This window comes from Sporosarcina sp. FSL K6-1508, assembly GCF_038007465.1.
GTDB lineage: Bacteria > Bacillota > Bacilli > Bacillales_A > Planococcaceae > Sporosarcina > Sporosarcina psychrophila_B.
The window spans coordinates 4,308,372-4,325,876 of the sequence record NZ_JBBOXF010000001.1; the positions used below are offsets into that span (position 1 = coordinate 4,308,372).

The window sequence follows — 17,505 nt, forward strand, 5'->3', positions numbered from 1 at the left end:
TCTTTTTTTGGATTGTAATTGTATAAACGTCCGCAGCGGTTACACACCTTTCGTTTTTCTATCAACGTATGATGTGACACGGTCTGCTATTCGTCAGCCACCTACAATACTCTCTTCTTCGGTGTCTTCTTCTACAGGTTTATAGATTTCGGAAGGCGATTCTAACTTAATGACAACTGGATCATCAAGTCCAATAACGGACCCTTTTGACAGGCTTTGCTCAGTTACATAGCCATCTCCGTTAATACGCAGATCAAGTCCAGATAACATTTTATATGAAAGTAACATTTTTTTCGACCATCCGGTAAAATCGGGCAATGCGGTTACACCTTTTGTCTGCAACAGGATAATTGATCCTTCTACGAGTTTGGTACCCGCAACCGGGTATTGAATATCGATTTTTCCGCCTTCGCCAATGACTTCAGGGACGAAGCCATCTTCCTTCAATTTTGTGCTTGCATCAGCCGAATCTTTGCCTGTATAGTCACGAACTACAGTCGGCTTCACTATCTCCTCTCCATTCGGAACGATGTTCATATAGCGTAAACTGCTATCCATGATGGAAGTGAACAATTCTGCAACAGGATCCGAACCGGTTTTTCCAACTTTCAATTTCGGTTGCTGTACGATGACGTACGTAATAAGCTGCGGATCATCCACCGGTGCCATTCCAAGGAATGAATAGAGGTAATTCCCGCCACCGCTTAAATAGCCTTTTCCTAAGGAATTCGGAATCTCAGCTGTACCTGTCTTCCCACCAACTGTATATCCATTAAGGGCGAACTTCTTGCCTGTCCCTTTTTCTCCAGTAATGGTCGAAGCAAGAATTTCTCTCACTTTCTTTGCCGTAGCCGCCGATATCGGACTGTCATGTTCTTCGGGCTTTTTGTCTTTCACTATTTCGCCCGTATTTGGATTGGTGATTTTGTCGATGACATACGGCTTCATCATCACACCGTTGTTCGCAATCGACGTGGCTGCCTGGATCATTTGTATCGGCGTCACCGTGGAACCTTGTCCATAAGAGGTTGTTAGCCGTTCACTAGGATAGGTATCCAAAATGACACCCGATGCTTCATGCGGCAAATCTATTCCGGTCTTATCTCCAAACCCAAATTTACGAATATACTCAATAAATGTTTTATCTCCCACGCGTTCCAGTAGATAGGCCATGGATGTATTCGAAGATCTCTGAAAACCTTCTAAATAGGTGATTGTTCCCCAACCAGTACGGTTAACATCTCGGATTGTCTTGTCAAAAATAGTATACTGACCCGATTGGAAATAGGCACCCCCATCCCATTTTTTCTCTTCGATTGCCGCGGCTAACGTAAACATTTTCATTGTAGAACCTGGCTCAATCGTTGTTTCAAGCGCTTCATTCAACCAGTTCTCCGTCAGTCCTTCGCGCGTATCCGGATGGAATGCCGGGCGTTGACTCATTGCTAATATTTGGCCAGTTTTCGGATCTGCCACGACCGCCACCATCTTTTTCGGCGAATATTCATTTTCCACTTGATTCATCGCATCTTCCACGAAGTTTTGGATGGTCTTATCAAGGGTCAACTGGATTTCAAAACCGTCTTTGGCAGCAACAATTGCTTTTTCCGCTTTCGGCAGCATGAAGCCGAAGCCATCCGCTTCAAAATCCACTTTGCCATCCGAACCGCTTAACTCCTTGTTATACGTTTTCTCTAAGCCCATTTTCCCGACAGTAGATATATTTTTATCGGCATCCTCTTCCTTCATTGCAAAGCCGATTAAATACGAAGCAAACACGCCATTCGGATAAAATCTTTTCTGGTCTTCGATAAATACGACTCCCGGCAGCTCTTTCTTTTTGATCGCCAAGACAGTCTCATTACTAATATCGCGGCCAGCTTTTCCGAATTCCACTTGATATTTACCTGTTTTTTTTGCTTCATTCAAACGGGATAGAATTGCTTCTTTTTCAAGCGGAATATATTCGGCAAGCACTTCTGCCGTCTTCTCATTATCGATGATATGGAGCGGTTTTTTCGAACCCTTACTTGCTTTTTCACTCAATATGGCAATTAGCCGGTAACTCAGAGTATCCGAGGCGATTAACTCCCCATTTCGGTCAACAATCGTTCCTCGTTCCGCTTTTAATACCGATTCTCTCGCGTATTTAGACTCAGCCAGCTTTGCCATTACTTGGCCTTCCGCTTGTCCCGTTACTTGAATGAATAAAATCCTTCCAAACAAAAGGAAAAAGAGCCCTCCATAAATCAAAAACATCAGAAAGGCTCCCCATTGGAATCGAAACTTCTTTTTCATCGTCCAGGCACGACCTTTACGTTGTTCTCGTTTGGATTCAAGCCAAGCTCCTTCGCTTTCTTCCATATGCGGTCATATGTGGAATTTTCTTTTACCAGGATGGACAATTCCATATTTTGTTTTGATATTTCGGAAATTTCCTTTCCAAGCAATTGCACTTCTCTGTTTGTATCATTAATTTGAGCTTGCGTATGTAGAATCATTGTTGAGAAAAGAACAAGGATTGTTGAAAACAGCACGAATAGGAATTTCTCCCCGACAGAAAAGACTTTTCGAGAAGGTCGTATTTGAGACTGTTTTCTTGGAACTGCTGGAGTTTCAAGTTCACGTACATATGACGCCTGGAATTTTCTCTGTTCTAATGCCATTCACAAATTTCCCCTTTCATTTCTTTTCAGCAATTCTAAGCTTAGCGGATCTTGCTCGCTTATTCTCTTCTACTTCTTCTTCACTCGGTACAATCGGCTTCCTAGTCACCAGTTTCAATATAGGTTCCATGCCTTCCGGTATTACTGGTAAGTTCGGCGGCAGATCTGGTAAAGAGGATGCTTCTTTAAAAATCGTTTTACACAATCTATCTTCAAGTGAATGGAACGTAATAATACTGATGCGGCCACCAGGATTTAACAGCGTGATTGCATCTGTTAAAGAATCCTCAGCTGCACCAAGTTCGTCGTTCACAGCGATTCTAACTGCCTGGAACACTCTTTTTGCAGGATGCCCCCCTGTTCGTCTTGTTGCCGCTGGGATACTTGACTTGATCAGTTCAGCAAGTTCGAAAGTTGTCTGTATTGGGGATTGCTGTCTTGCCTCTTCAACCTTGCGTGCAACCCTTTTCGAGAATTTTTCTTCACCATAACGGAAAAAGATACGTACTAAATCTTCATATGGCCAGTCGTTAACAACTTCATAAGCTGTTAAAGGAGCATTTGTATCCATTCGCATATCAAGAGGGGCGTCTAAATTATAGCTAAATCCTCTTTCTGGTGTGTCAAGCTGTGGGGATGAAACGCCTAAGTCATAAAGAATGCCGTCAACGGCTGAAATGCCTATGCTCTCTAGTTCAGTTTTCAGGTTTCTAAAATTTGAATGAACAAAAGTTACTTGAGGGAGATAATCCTTCAATCGATCTTTTGCCACTTCAATCGCCGTCATGTCTTGATCAAAGCAAATAAGTCTGCCTTCTGACGATAATTTCTTAGCTATTTCTATACTGTGGCCTGCTCCACCCAGGGTGCAGTCAACGTATATGCCATCACTTTTTATATTGAGACCTTCGACGGCTTCATGAAGCAAAACAGTTGTATGGTTAAAAATTGAAACCGCCCACTTTCCATAAGTTCTAGTTCTTAAAAATCAAAGTCGATAATATTTTCAGCAATTTCATTGAACGATTGTTCAGATTCATCATAATAGACATCCCACAATGCTTTAGACCAAATTTCAATTCGGCCTGAAACTCCGATTACGACACAATCTTTTTCAACCTTTGCATATTGGAGCAATGATGCTGGAATATTGATGCGGCCTTGCTTGTCCAATTCAACCTCCGTTGCTCCGGAAAAGAAGAATCTTGCAAATGCACGGGCATCTTTTTTCGTCACAGGTAAAGCCTTAAGCTTTTCTTCAAGACGTTTCCATTCATTCATCGGGTAACCGAAGAGACAGTTGTCCAAGCCGCGAGTCAAAACAAAACCGTCTCCCAAATGTTCCCGAAATTTCGAAGGAACAATCAGACGACCTTTTATATCGACAGTATGTTGATATTCGCCCATGAACATACTCTTCACCCCACTATATGAAATAAATGTACCACATCCCCCCACATTCCTCCACCAGTTTCATAACATTTATATGTATTTCATATGAAAATGTGTCAATAGTACTTGTTTCAGTGAGATTTTTCTGACTATAAAGAAAGACACCCTTGCAGCACGACTGTGCTTGCAAGGGTGTCTTTCTAAAAAGATGAGGTCAAGTTTTTCAACCTGGAGCAGTGTCTAGGCTCCAGCGCATAGCCCCTCGAGTCGCTTCAGTCGTTAAGTTAAAGGCAAAGAACGTCTTTATCTTAAGGCCCTCCTGCGCTTTTCTTATTCAACCATTATAAATAGATGATTTTGTGGGTCCCGTCCATTTCCAACGGTAATTTAAGAAGATCTTGGATAAGGGTTGGCCCATAACTATTCAAATAGGTATACGGTGTGTAAAGTCTTTCTTGCAATACACCTTCAGGGAACAGTTCCCCTTCCAGTATGGCAAATGTGCGAAGTGCAGCGTCATGCTTCAGCAAAACCGCTTCTTCCGCTTTACCTTTAAGATAATTCAATTGTTTTATGTGGAAAAGAAGATTTTTTTCAAGCAGTTCTTGCATCATAGGTCCTTGCTGATCTGCATATTCAGCAATTTTTTCGTACTGCTGCCCCAAAATCTTTTCCGTTTCATCCAAAACTGAATCAAAACGTTCATCTTGCAACCCACTGACGAATTGCTCCCGCGCAGTAAATACTGCTCCTGACATGACATCATCGACCGTCAAGGATTTTTCGTCCAACGCATGCTTTACCTGCGGCGTCACAAGTGTCATAGACATCCGCGGTACAATAATTGGCATTTTCATATCCAGATGATGGAACGCTTCTTTCAGGACTGCCCAATAAGCAATTTCTCCAGGCCCACCAACAAAGGCAAGTACTGGGAAAACCATATCTTGCATCAGCGGTCTCGTCGCGACATTATTGCTTAACAGCCAAGGTTCCTCTTCAGCAATTCTGAGCATATCAGCTTTTGAAAATCGCAGTCCAGAGCTGTCATTCACGAAATAGTCATCTTTTCTTGAAAGAAGAACTCGACCCGTGTCGTGGATATAGAAAAGGTTTGCCGCATCGCTTTCAGCGCCAAGCGGAGAACCGAACCCTTTTTCTGCGAACAGTTCTTCCTTGTTCGAAATTTCTTCAGCAAGCTGAGCAGATTCTTCGATTAGAAGGGCGAAATAAGACTTTTCGAGCACTCTCAACTGTCGGGATGCCGAATCGATGAACAAAAGACCTTCCTCTTTGAAAAGCCCGTTCATAAGCCTGACGAAAAATTGTGTGAACGTTTCCTCTTGTTCTATTGCATCAAGAACTTCGTCCAACAAGTCTTTCGTATATGCAGTCTCACCAAACTTGCCGAAAATGTCTTTGACTAACGATGCCATCAATTGTTTGTCGTACTCAGCTTCCGACGCCATCAGCTTTAATACAAAATTCTCACGGTATTGATGTTTTGTTGCACGGCCTTCCATTTCCGTGTAGACATGATTAATTTCATTCAAATCATGATCTTCACCCGCAACCCAAAAGACCGGGACGACAGGTGTGCCAAGTTTCTCTCTTTGTTTTTTCGCAAGCAGGATAACCGTAATTGCTTTGTGAACGGAGTATAAGGGACCCGTTAAAATTCCCGCCTGCTGGCCTCCGATTACGGCAACTGCATTTTCTGCAAGTTCATCTATGTGCTTATATGCGCTTGCCGATATTCCAAAAGGTTCCATAAACGAACGGATTGTTTCCGCCAGCTGACGTCTTTCAAACGTGCGGCCTGCAAGTTCTTCCAGCCTTTCGGAATAGGAACTTTCCTCATTTTCATAATCAAAAAAAGTATGTAAAAATTCTTTATCGCTCGTATACGATTGCATCACTTTATTTTTTTCTTGTAATGCGTTTGCTTCCAATTCCATTATTCATGCCCCTTTGTCACTATCTGTATGAACAGAGTATAACATTTCATACTACCGGATTGAAAAACATACGCTTATGCAATAAACACCAGAATTCATGTTACATATTCAACGACTTTCATTACCGCTCCAGCGATCAAAAGAATAACATAGGCGGCGAATAAAACAAGGAAGTAAAATCGCCATGTTTTTCGCAAAAGCCGACCAATCCTAAATTCCTTCACTTTGCTCCGCTCAATGAAGGCATAGACAATCGCAATGATGAGTGCAATTCCCACTATGTAAACCCAGATCTCATTTCTGAAGAGCGTGTCGGATACGATGTAAACCGCAATAAACATAAATGGCGTCGTAATATCAGCTGCAACTCCAATAACAGATGCCGGAGCTTTGCCTAGCTTCCGCATGACAATCAGGAACACAATCGTGACTATGAACGGAAACAAAATGATTGCTCCTAAAAATGCAGAGATCATTCCATTCATAGTCTTTCCCCTTTCCTCTCAATGGCATACAGCATTTGTTCAAGTGTTGAAAGAAGCGGCAACGACTTGTTGTGCCGATTTGCTTTGCGGATAACAGCAGTGACTATCGTCTCGATTTCCATCGGTCGGCCAGCTAAACGATCCACTAGCATTGACGAGCTGTTCCGTGCAGTTTTTCTGCAGACATCCGCTACGTCTTCGTACGAGAGAAACGACTGCACCTCTGGGAATGTGTCGAGCAATTCTTTATAGAGCACCTCGAAAAGCGTAAGACAATAATCATTTGTGAGCAATTCCCCATTTTTCACTTCAAGGATAGCGGTCAGCGGATTGATCATACAGTTGATGAGTACTTTGCGCATAAGAATCTGTTCTGCATCACTATGACGTCTTACCGGAAATCTGTCCGAATGTGCTTCTCCCATTAAGTTGAATGGACTGTCATCACCATAAGCAATTGCGATTGTTAACATGCCGATTCCATTATGCGCTACGGAACGGTCATCTATCCGCCGGGCTCCATGCTCGACGGTGGCGAATGCAACATTCGGAAATTCGTTACTTTCCAAAAGTTCTACATGTCCAATCCCATTCTGAATGAACAGAACAGGATTAGTTATATGGGCTTCCTGCATTTCCGAAAGGAGATCACGGAGACCTGCATATTTGACCGCAACAATCCAAAGCGCCGTTGACGAAAGATTTCGGATATCAGTCGTTGCATCTGCGCGGTACATATCTTTTGTATTGTCTTGGTTAGTGCGCTGAATCCCCTCTGCTCGAATAAGTTCAGCCTGCTCTTCCCTTCTTACGTAAAATGTAACGTCCATACCAGCTTCAGACAAGTACGATCCGAGCAGCAGTCCAATTGAACCTGCTCCAGCAATGATTACCTCCATACATTCACTCTCCTTTCTGAGAAAGACGCAAGCGCCTGAGTAATTTTCAATGTGAGAAAAATTATACGTTAGTTTAAACTCGAATAGTTTAAATTGCATGTCCCAGCACACTATAGACTACTAGTAACGAAATCAAAGATACAACATAGAGGCTCCATTCATGTCGAGTTTATATTGCCCTATTCTATACTTCACTTCGTGTGTAATTCACGCTATTTCACGCTAGAATTGAGCTTTTCGGGGATTATCCATATTTTTGTATCTTCAATTGAAAAGGCCCACCTCAACGGCGGACCTTTTTTACTCTTACATTGATTATACAGGATAGACAGGATGTTTTCTTGGTGGCTGCGGAACATCTTTTGAACTGTAGAAACGATATCTGTCCGCAAGCACTTTTCTTAAGCTTGATGGGGCTACGATTTCATCGATGATCAATTCAGATGCCATCTTGTAAATATCAATTTCTTCCTTGTATTCCTTGTGCTTTTCCTGAACGAATGCAATCCGCTCTTTTGGATCTTCAATCGCTTCGATTTTATTCGAATAGACTGCATTTACCGCCGCTTCAGGTCCCATAACTGCAATTTGAGCAGTCGGAAGCGCAATACAGACATCCGGCTCGAAGGCTGGACCTGCCATCGCATAAAGACCAGCTCCATAGGCTTTGCGGACAATAACTGAGATTTTTGGCACAGTAGCCGAGCTCATTGCCATGATTAGTTTCGCTCCATGGCGAATGATTCCCGCCCGCTCAACTTTCGTCCCAATCATAAAGCCGGGAACGTCAGCTAGGAACAAGAGTGGAATCGAAAATGCATCACATAGATTAATGAACTTTGTTGCTTTATCAGCCGAATCCACGAACAAGACTCCGCCTTTTACTTTCGGCTGATTGGCAATAATACCAACCGGCTGCCCTTCAATTCTAGCTAAACCTGTAATAATTTCGCCAGCAAATAGCTTCTTGACATCGAAGAAACTACCTTCATCAATCAATGCATCAATCGCTTCGTACATATCAAATGGCGCGTTTTGGTTTTCCGGAATGATTGCTTCAAGCGTCCGGCCTGCTTTCGCCTCCACCGATTCTTTTAAAGCCGGTTTTTCTGTGAAATTCGCAGGGAAAAACGATAGATAACGGCGGGCTTCTGCAATCGCTTCCTCTTCATTCATCGCAAGCACGTCGCCGCACCCACTAACTGAACAGTGCATGCGTGCTCCGCCCATTTCTTCCAATGTTACTTTTTCACCGATTACTTTTTCGGCCATACGCGGTGAACCTAGATACATCGATGCATTTCCGTCCACCATAATAACGATATCGCAAAATGCGGGTATGTACGCACCACCTGCAGCTGAAGGACCGAATAGAATACAAATTTGCGGGATAAAACCCGATAATCTCACTTGGTTGTGGAATATCTTTCCTGCGCCGCGACGGTTCGGGAACATGTCAAGCTGATCTGTAATACGAGCTCCTGCTGAATCAACGAGATATAACATTGGTACACGATTCTTCTCTGCAATTTCCTGGATGCGAATAATTTTCTCAACTGTACGGGCTCCCCATGACCCTGCCTTCACTGTTGAATCGTTCGCCATTACGCAGACTGTCTGACCGTTTACTTTTCCCATGGCCGTAACGACACCATCCGCTGGTAAATCCCCCGCTTCACAGTTGGCAAACCTGCCGTCTTCTGTATACTCGCCATCATCAAAAAGAAGTTCCAGTCGATCACGGACAAAAATTTTGTTCTGTTCTTTTAACTTCTCATGGTATTTGGGATGACCCCCTGCAAAAATCCCCTGCAGTTTCGCTTCAAGTTTTTCATTGTAAGCTGTCTGTTCTGTCGCTTTAGTCATTTATTGAACCCCTTTCGTCAACCATTTTCCCGCATTCCCTTAATGTCTAGCTCCAGCGGCCAGATGCTCGGGTCATAAGCCAGCCCAGCTAGGAAGGATTGAACTGCATCCTTCCCGGGCAAAGAACTCCGCTTCGTACCTGCACGATGCAGGACATGCAACCGTTGCCGCAGGACGCGGCGAACTTAGGTTGCCTTCCTTTTATCGTCTTTTGCCTGTCGCATCTAAGCAGGCCGCCTCCGCTTTTCTATGTCTAGCTTCAGCGGCCAGATGCTCGGGTCATAAGCCAGCCCAGCTACGCGGCAAAAAAACTCCGCTTCTCCGGTCCGTCTTTTGCCTGTCGCATCTAAGCAGGCCGCCTCCGCTTTTCTATGCTTCGATTGTAGCTAGAACGTCTTCTTCGTTAACGAAATCGCCGACTTGTACATTGATAGCTGTTACTTTACCAGCGGTTTCCGCTTCAATCGGGATTTCCATCTTCATCGATTCGAGTACGATGATAACTTGTCCCGCCGTTACTTCTTCCCCTATCGCTGCGTTCACTGTAAATACTGTACCTGCCATCGTTGATTTTAATGCTGTCATTTTATTGTTTCCCCCTTTTGTTTAGCGCTCCATGTGGATAAAACCGCTGTCGAATAGTTACCTGCAATGAATTCCTCAGATTTCAAGAAAGTATTGAATAGCGGTATATTCGTTTTCAACCCTTCAATTTTCACTTTTGACAGGAAGTCTTGCGATTTTTTAATCGCTTCTTCCCGAGTTGGTGCGTGGACGATTACTTTTGAAATCAGCGGATCATAGAAAGGCGTCACTTTTCCACCTTCAACATATCCTGAGTCAATACGGATTCCCGTTGTATCTCCCCAATCAAGTTTCTGTATCGCACCCGGTGAAGGCATGAATTTGACTGGATCTTCCGCGTAAATACGGAACTCGATTGCATGGCCTGTCGATTTAATAGCCGCTTGATCAATCACAGGAAGCTTATTGCCGTTTGCAACTTCAAGCTGCCATTCTACAAGGTCAAATCCAGTCACTTCTTCAGTCACCGGATGTTCAACTTGTAGTCTAGTATTCATTTCAAGAAAGTATAGTTCATTTTTTTCATCGACAATGAATTCGACTGTTCCCGCATTTTTATAAGAAACCGCTTTCGCTGCATCCACTGCCGCTTTATAGAGACGTTGGCGCGCTTCTTCCGGTAAATGCGGTGAAGGTGATTCTTCAATTACTTTTTGATTACGCCGTTGTACCGAACAATTACGTTCAAACAAATGGACAACATTTCCGAAATTGTCTCCAAAAATCTGCACTTCGATATGGCGTGCATCTGCTACGAACTTTTCAAGGAATACAACATCATCTCCGAAATAAGTTTTCGCCCGAGTCTTTACAGATTGAAATTGTTGACTGAGCGCTTGCTCATTTTCACAGCGGACCATACCGATTCCGCCACCGCCAGCGCTCGCTTTTAACATAATCGGATAACCGATTTCAGTAGCAGCATGCATGGCATCTTCCAAAGAAGCGATTCCTTCATCCGTTCCAGGAACAACCGGCACCCCTGCCGCTTTCATCGTTATACGAGAACCAATTTTGTCACCCATCTTATCAATCGTGTCTGCATCTGGCCCAATGAATTGAATTCCTGCGGCTTGTACTTTACGTACAAATTCCGCGTTTTCTGATAAAAGCCCGTACCCCGGATGAATGCCATCCACTTTTGCACGAACCGCAATATCAATTATAGCGTCCGCTTTTAAATACGATTGCTGAACTTGTGCAGGCCCGAGCAAGAAGGCCTCATCAGCCGCTTTCACGAAAGGCATGTCCGCATCCGCTTCCGAATAGACAGCTACGGTGCTAACACCAAGACGTTTACAAGTCTTTATTATTCTAAGAGCGATTTCCCCACGATTCGCAATCAGTATTTTATCCATAATAATCCCCCAAGCGATTTGATGTGTATTTCTCCATCCCTCTTTAGTTTATACGATGAATGAAAGCGATTTCAACCTTTGTCTGAAAAAAACAGCTTTTCATGCCATTTCGACTAGTCAAATCAAGAAAAATAACAGCAGCAATATAACCTTTAATATTAAAATCGCCGTACATGTATGGACCATGTACGGCGGATTTTTAAGCTGTTTACTTTTTCGATAAAAAACGATTTACTACTTCATGATGCGCTTCACTTTCCCAAAGGATAGAGCATTGGCGTGATTCTTCAATCATCCGGTCACGCATGAAATCAGCCGTCCATTTCCGAATGGCAATCGTCTTATAAGCACGGTGGACAGACGGATGATTCATGGACATTTTGGCAAGAAACTGTTTTAGGCCTTCTTCAGGTGTACCTTCAAAAACTTCAGTCGCCCATCCCGCTTCAAGCATTTGCTCGGCCGTATGCACTTCCGCTTCAGATAGCAAACGGAATACACGGTCATGCTTGCCATCTTTTTCAAACAGCAATGTCGCACCGCCCCAACCAGCCGTAATTGCCAGTGTCCCTTGAATGAAACCCGCTTTCGCAGTGGCAGAAACAATACGGTAATCACAAGCCGTGGCAATTTCACATCCGCCGCCAACAGCAGCACCATTGACAAGCGCAATCACAGGCATCGGCAATGTAGCCAGCCTGTACAAGAGCCCTGCCATTTTACTCAGCATCGGAAACGCCTCATCCGCTGTGCGCAAGCTGTGAAATTCGGATAAATCCCCGCCCGAACAGAACGCCCGATCCCCCGCACCTGTTATGATGGCATATGCAATCTCCTCGTTGTTTTCGATACGATTCAGAAATTGTTCGAGGCCATCCATGACAGCATGATTAACTGCATTTCGCATTTCCGGGCGATCAATTGTAAACGTAGCAAGTCCATCTTCGATAGTAATTGTGTAAGACATGTCCATTCCCCCGTTATATAAAATTCGAAATATAGATTTCCTTTCGATCCGCATGGTTAAAGCAGTAATTAGTAGCATGAAGAAAAATGCATTGTGCCAGTTACTGACACCATTCGCGCACTTCGAATTGTGGCAGCAGCTGGCGCCACACTCCGGGTACAAAAGGACACACTGAACAATCTCTAGAAGCATATAGGAGATAAAGATTCCTTTCAAATCCACTTCGGCGCTCGGGGATGCCGCACACCTAGTAAGACGCCTTCCGCTTTTCTTGTTGTCCAGCTCCAGCGGCCAGATGCTCGGGTCATAAGCCAGCCCGACTGTGCGGCAAAGAGCGCCGCTTCGCCGGTCCGTCTTATGCCTGTCGCATCTAAACGGCCGCTTCCGCTTTTCTATACAGAAAAAGGCTACCGTGAGCCATGGTCTCACGGTAGCCTTCATAGGCAAATCTTACTTATTCGCCTACAACTTCTTTTCCTTTGTAATGACCGCATGATTTACAAATGCGGTGAGCCAATTTGATTTCGCCACAGTTAGTACAAGTAGTCATTCCCGGTACTTGCAATTTATAATGCGTACGGCGCTTGTTTTTAACTGTTTTGGATGTTCTTCTTTTTGGTACAGCCATCTGGGGCACCTCCTTACGTTCGCCTATTCGTCCTTGGATTCAAAGAACTTTGCCAAATCGGCAAGTCTAGGATCCACTTTCTTTTCCAGTTCCTCACGGAGTCTGGCATTATACACCTCGTCGGTCGCATATGACCAGCCTTTCCCTTCAGCCTCCTGCATATTTTCAGCATTTTCACTGAAAATTTGAAGCGGCACTTCAAGGAGGACGAGCTCCTCAAATACAGGGGTCGGATCGACTACCTCACCTACAACCGGATGAATTTCATCATCTGCTGCAAGAACTTCTTCGTCCCAGCTGAACTGTTCGTCAGCTTCGATCGAGAAGGGTAATTCGACGTCTTCCCATGTTCGTGAACAAGGCAATGTCAATGTACCTTCGAGCCGGAATCGGCATATCAATTTCTTGGAACCGATTGTACAACTCCCGGTCACTCGGACAGGCGTAATATTCCGGATTTCCGGATTCCGTTTTTTCACGGATTCAAGGTCGACAGCTTCGTCAAGCGGCATCGCACCTTGTCTGTATCTCTGCAATTGATGGATTGACCATTTCATGTCTATCACCTCAAGACAACAATGTTGATTATATAATGGGCGAAAAGGGATGTCAAGATATTTTCTTGTCACTTAATCAGCCGCATAGGTATAATTAATATTCATTGTAGCAAAGGAGTGACGGATTTGAAAGCTTCAGGAATTATCGTCGAATATAACCCGTTCCATAACGGACATCTTCACCATGCAGAACAAGCGAAAAAGTTGACTGGATCAGATATTGTCATTGCCGTTATGAGCGGTAATTTCCTTCAGCGAGGAGAACCCGCATTTGTTGATAAATGGGCTCGCGCTAGCATGGCATTAGAAAACGGTGTAGACATCGTTTTAGAGCTTCCTTACGCATTCGCGACATCTAATGCGCCCTCCTTCGCTCGAGGCGCCATCGGCCTGTTAGATGCTGCTCAGTGTAGCGCATTTTGCTTTGGCAGCGAAGATGGTGAAGTGGAACCATTCGAGCGAAGTCTCCGCCTGATCGAACAAGCCGGTGATAATTATGAACAGATTGTGAAAGAAGCGGTCGGCCGCGGTCTCAGTTATCCAAAAGCCTTAAATGAGGCCTATACCAAGGTAGCCAATTCCTCAACAAACGAAGAACCGCTTGCCGATCTTTCAAAGCCAAACAATATTTTAGGTTTTCATTACATGGAAGCCGCCGCTATTAGCGGGTCCACAATGAAAGGTGTTACAATTCCGCGCATTGTCGCTCAATACCATGATGATGCCGTAGAAGGAAACCGGATTGCGAGTGCAACGGGAATTCGAAAATCCTTTTTCGGATCAGATACACTCGGAGCGGTTACAGACTTCATCCCAGATGCAACACAGGCCATCCTGCTCGATTGGCAAGCGGAAAATCAATCATTCGGGAGCTGGCCGTCTTTCTATCCAATGCTTCGTTTTACGATTTTACGGGAAGGACCCGAACGTCTCGCAATGATTGCGGATGTAACAGAAGGGATTGAGAATCTGTTGTACCGTGCAGCAGCTAATAACGGGACATTTGAGGATTTCATGAATGAAGTAAAATCCAAACGGTATACCTGGACCCGGATCCAGCGTATGCTCACACATGTATTCACAGGCTTCACGTACGCTAAACGGAACAGTATGAAAACGCCCTCCTATTTACGGTTGCTCGGCATGACTGGAGCTGGAAGGTTATATTTGAATGAACATAAAAAAAGGCTGAAGCTTCCTCTTGTGAGCAAAGCAGCTGCCTTTTCAAATCCTTCACTTGATTTCGATATACATGCATCGGATATGTATGGACTTGGAATCGGAAGCGGGACATCTAGTTCCCGAATCGGTGTCGATTATCATACACACCCTATCATCGTTCATTGATGATAGAAAAACGCATCGTGCCAGTTACCGCCGTCATTTGTGCCCTTCAAATTGTGGCAGTAGCTGGAACCACACTCTGAAAAGAGAAGTCCACACTAAGCAATTTATTTCTCTTCCAAAGTCGCTAAATAATCAAGTGCATCGTCTACCGTTGTCACCGGCACGATTTTCATTTTCGTGCCGATTTTCTCTGCCATTTTTACGGCTTCTTCGTAATTTGTCAGTATCCCTGGATTCGCCGTCCTGACGTCTTCAGGTAAATCATCTGCTGGTGCAAAGAATATTTCTACGTCTTGGCGGGATGCCGCTATCACTTTAAAGTCTGCTCCGCCAATCCTACCGACAGTTCCATCCTCCAACATTTCTCCCGTTCCAGCGATGTTATATCCTTTTGTGAGGTCTTCATCAAGCAATTGATTCATGATTTCAAGTGTAAACATCAGTCCCGCAGACGGTCCGCCTATATTCGATGTTTTGAATTCAACTTCAGGGTCTGTCGTAAGCGTTCGGTCTTCCTCGAACTCTACACCGAGTCCAGCTCGACCATTACTTTTAGGTATTTCTTTTAAAGTAACTGTCACATCCAACCGCTTATCCTCTCTGACCAATGAAATCTCGACGACATCACCCATTTTCTTGTCCCCGATAAGCGTAACGAACTGTCCGGATTCGTTTAATTCAATTCCGTCGATCGCGCGGATTTTATCGCCTGCTTCTAAAATATCGGCTGACGCTCCTGCGTCGAGGACCCGCGTGACAAAGACACCATCATACTGGATGTCAACAGGAATCCCCGCTTTTTCGAAAGCAACGGTAATTGCATTGAACTGTGAACCAGTCATTAATTTCTTCTGACGTATATTATATTCCTTATCATTTTCTCCATTTCTTCTTACATTTTCAGCTGGAAGAAGCTTTTTCTTATCCGTAAATTTCGATAAGACATAAGAAACCGGTGTCGCTTTTGAAACGGAAATTGTCATAAGACTGAACGTCCCATCGTCATCAACATCTCCTCCTACCACTTCGACGAGTGGATCCAAGTCATATGCTCCTCCTGGCTGCGATATATAAGAATCTAGCGGGTAAACGAGCAAAATAGCAATAATGACAAGCAAAACACCTATTATGCCGAATCTTTTCTTTCTCATTTTGGCACACCTCCGTTAATAGCCTGTACTTTCTTTACATATATATAAGTGTAGCACCAAAAAAAGACTGACAAAAGATTTATTACTATTTTTTGTCGTACTGCTTGGTGGTCGAAAGGAGTGAAGTGCGTGGTCGATGGGATGCATGCACGCCTTTATAATATGATAAATCTTTCTGTCGTGTGGGGGCTTATCATTTTGTTCATTTTACAGCCAAGTATTGCACATGCGGGAGCCAAAGCCGGGGGGCAATTGTTTATCCATGCGCTGCTTCCTTATTTACTACCCTATATCATATTGACACAATGGCTCTTAAAAATGCCCAGCCGTACAGGTAAAGTACCAAAGTGGAGGCGTTTTTTGAAAGCATACGTGCTCGGTTCATTCGGCGGATTTCCTGTCGGTGCCGTAACAGTAACCGAAATGATGAAAAACGGTGAATTATCTCAGAAGCAAAGCGGTCTACTTCTAGCTGCATGCCATGCACCCGGGCCGATGTTCATCATTGGATTCGTCGGAACAGAACTATTTGGTAATGTAGGTTCAGGGTGGAAGTTGCTTGCAGCCATCCATATCGCGAATATTTTATTCTTTTTACTGGCATTGGCATTTCTGCATCGCGGAAACGATACAGAAATACCTCATTTACAACCTCCGAAGAAAGAACAAGGAATACCGCTCCTCGATGCTATCAAGGAAAGTTCGACGATCATTATTCTTGTCGCGACGACTGTTATTTTCTTTTCGGCGCTCGGGACTGTTTTATCGACAGTCTTTACTTCTGCATTCACAGTGGAAATGGGGATTTCAAAAACCTTTGCGTTGGCTATTTTTGAAATGACGTCGGGTGTCCAATCTGCGACAGATCACTTTTACGGTCTGCCGATTTTCCCTTTTCTTATCGCAGCAATTATCTCCATGAACGGATTGAGCATCCATATGCAAGTTTTCGTCATCGCAAAAACCAGTGACATCTCGATGACCCCGTACGTAATCGGACGAATCTGGAGTATCATACTCGTTCCAATAATCTTCTACCTTATCTATTAAATTGAACTACCCCCACTTTCACTTCGGTTAGAAGTGAGAGTCTTCTTTCGGAAAAAAAATAAAATGGTTATGATGAAAATTCAATTTCATCATAACCACTTAACAATCATCGTGTTTCGTATTTCTTTTTCAATGCCTCTTCAACTTGCAACGGTACAAGTCCTGAGATTTCGCCGCCGTACTTTGCTACTTCTTTGACAATACTCGAACTGAGGAACGAATACTGATTGTTCGTCATGATGAAAAATGTCTCGATGCTTTCATCAAGAAACCTGTTCATGGACGTAATCTGCATTTCATACTCAAAATCGGAAACCGCACGCAATCCGCGAACAATTACAGATGCCCCGACATTTTTAGCATAATCAACAAGCAACCCGGAAGACGACTCCACTTTTACGTTCGGCAACACGGACGTCACCTCTTCAATTAGCGCCACCCTCTCTTCAACAGAAAACAGTGAGTTTTTTGATGAATTATTCATCACAGCGACTCTGACATCACCGAATACCCTTGCCGCCCTTTTAATAATATCCAAATGCCCATTCGTCAACGGATCAAAACTTCCAGGCACAACTGCAATTTTCGACATTATT

General features: G+C 43.9%; 17 protein-coding genes. 2 read left to right on the top strand and 15 right to left on the bottom strand.

Annotated features, from left to right (window positions below; genetic code table 11):
* Window positions 1–93: 93 nt before the first annotated feature.
* From MKZ11_RS22080 to MKZ11_RS22140, 13 genes are all read right to left on the bottom strand, one after another.
* On the bottom strand, window positions 94–2,364 hold the full coding sequence (locus tag MKZ11_RS22080; protein WP_340796493.1) for a penicillin-binding protein: 2,271 nt from the start codon (window positions 2,362–2,364) through the stop codon (window positions 94–96).
* On the bottom strand, window positions 2,295–2,666 hold the full coding sequence (gene ftsL / locus MKZ11_RS22085) for a cell division protein FtsL (protein WP_340796494.1): 372 nt from the start codon (window positions 2,664–2,666) through the stop codon (window positions 2,295–2,297). The genes MKZ11_RS22080 and ftsL overlap by 70 nt, the downstream gene beginning before the upstream one ends.
* 16 nt (window positions 2,667–2,682) lie before the next feature.
* Window positions 2,683–3,615 (bottom strand): 16S rRNA (cytosine(1402)-N(4))-methyltransferase RsmH, encoded by a 933-nt coding sequence (gene rsmH, locus MKZ11_RS22090; RefSeq protein WP_340797089.1) that lies wholly within the window; start codon window positions 3,613–3,615, stop codon window positions 2,683–2,685.
* A 32-nt stretch (window positions 3,616–3,647) separates the two neighbouring features.
* A complete protein-coding gene (gene mraZ, locus MKZ11_RS22095; protein ID WP_340796496.1) occupies window positions 3,648–4,079 on the bottom strand; it encodes a division/cell wall cluster transcriptional repressor MraZ in 432 nt (143 codons plus the stop codon).
* A gap of 320 nt (window positions 4,080–4,399) precedes the next feature.
* On the bottom strand, window positions 4,400–6,016 hold the full coding sequence (gene bshC / locus MKZ11_RS22100; protein ID WP_340796497.1) for a bacillithiol biosynthesis cysteine-adding enzyme BshC: 1,617 nt from the start codon (window positions 6,014–6,016) through the stop codon (window positions 4,400–4,402).
* Between the two features lie 95 nt (window positions 6,017–6,111).
* On the bottom strand, window positions 6,112–6,501 hold the full coding sequence (locus MKZ11_RS22105; protein ID WP_340796499.1) for a DUF3397 domain-containing protein: 390 nt from the start codon (window positions 6,499–6,501) through the stop codon (window positions 6,112–6,114).
* Window positions 6,498–7,400 carry a ketopantoate reductase family protein gene (locus MKZ11_RS22110; protein WP_340796501.1) on the bottom strand — a complete coding sequence of 301 codons (903 nt, stop codon included), beginning with the start codon at window positions 7,398–7,400 and terminating at the stop codon, window positions 6,498–6,500. The genes MKZ11_RS22105 and MKZ11_RS22110 overlap by 4 nt, the downstream gene beginning before the upstream one ends.
* Before the next feature lie 315 nt (window positions 7,401–7,715).
* Window positions 7,716–9,266, bottom strand: coding sequence for an acyl-CoA carboxylase subunit beta (locus tag MKZ11_RS22115; RefSeq protein WP_340796502.1), 1,551 nt, complete (start codon window positions 9,264–9,266; stop codon window positions 7,716–7,718).
* A gap of 369 nt (window positions 9,267–9,635) precedes the next feature.
* Entirely contained in the window at window positions 9,636–9,851 is a 216-nt protein-coding gene (locus MKZ11_RS22120; protein ID WP_340796503.1) for a biotin/lipoyl-containing protein, read from the bottom strand.
* Window positions 9,848–11,209: an acetyl-CoA carboxylase biotin carboxylase subunit gene (locus tag MKZ11_RS22125; protein WP_340796504.1), complete on the bottom strand. Its 1,362-nt coding sequence runs from the start codon at window positions 11,207–11,209 to the stop codon at window positions 9,848–9,850. Before MKZ11_RS22125 ends, MKZ11_RS22120 begins: the two co-directional genes overlap by 4 nt.
* 208 nt (window positions 11,210–11,417) lie before the next feature.
* Complete coding sequence (locus tag MKZ11_RS22130) at window positions 11,418–12,176, bottom strand: enoyl-CoA hydratase/isomerase family protein (RefSeq protein ID WP_340796505.1); 759 nt, start codon at window positions 12,174–12,176, stop codon at window positions 11,418–11,420.
* Between the two features lie 454 nt (window positions 12,177–12,630).
* On the bottom strand, window positions 12,631–12,804 hold the full coding sequence (gene rpmF / locus MKZ11_RS22135) for a 50S ribosomal protein L32 (RefSeq protein ID WP_067211505.1): 174 nt from the start codon (window positions 12,802–12,804) through the stop codon (window positions 12,631–12,633).
* Between the two features lie 23 nt (window positions 12,805–12,827).
* Window positions 12,828–13,361, bottom strand: coding sequence for a YceD family protein (locus MKZ11_RS22140; protein WP_340796506.1), 534 nt, complete (start codon window positions 13,359–13,361; stop codon window positions 12,828–12,830).
* Between the two features lie 117 nt (window positions 13,362–13,478).
* Between MKZ11_RS22140 and MKZ11_RS22145 the strand changes: the two genes are divergently transcribed.
* Window positions 13,479–14,708 carry a nucleotidyltransferase gene (locus MKZ11_RS22145; protein WP_340796508.1) on the top strand — a complete coding sequence of 410 codons (1,230 nt, stop codon included), beginning with the start codon at window positions 13,479–13,481 and terminating at the stop codon, window positions 14,706–14,708.
* 104 nt (window positions 14,709–14,812) lie between these two features.
* On the opposite strand, the gene MKZ11_RS22150 is transcribed toward MKZ11_RS22145, so the two are convergent.
* A complete protein-coding gene (locus MKZ11_RS22150) occupies window positions 14,813–15,859 on the bottom strand; it encodes a SepM family pheromone-processing serine protease (RefSeq protein WP_340796510.1) in 1,047 nt (348 codons plus the stop codon).
* A gap of 129 nt (window positions 15,860–15,988) precedes the next feature.
* Between MKZ11_RS22150 and MKZ11_RS22155 the strand changes: the two genes are divergently transcribed.
* Entirely contained in the window at window positions 15,989–16,909 is a 921-nt protein-coding gene (locus MKZ11_RS22155) for a hypothetical protein (protein ID WP_340796511.1), read from the top strand.
* Window positions 16,910–17,015: 106 nt separating this feature from the next.
* On the opposite strand, the gene coaD is transcribed toward MKZ11_RS22155, so the two are convergent.
* Window positions 17,016–17,501 carry a pantetheine-phosphate adenylyltransferase gene (coaD, locus tag MKZ11_RS22160; protein ID WP_340796512.1) on the bottom strand — a complete coding sequence of 162 codons (486 nt, stop codon included), beginning with the start codon at window positions 17,499–17,501 and terminating at the stop codon, window positions 17,016–17,018.
* Window positions 17,502–17,505 lie beyond the last annotated feature (4 nt).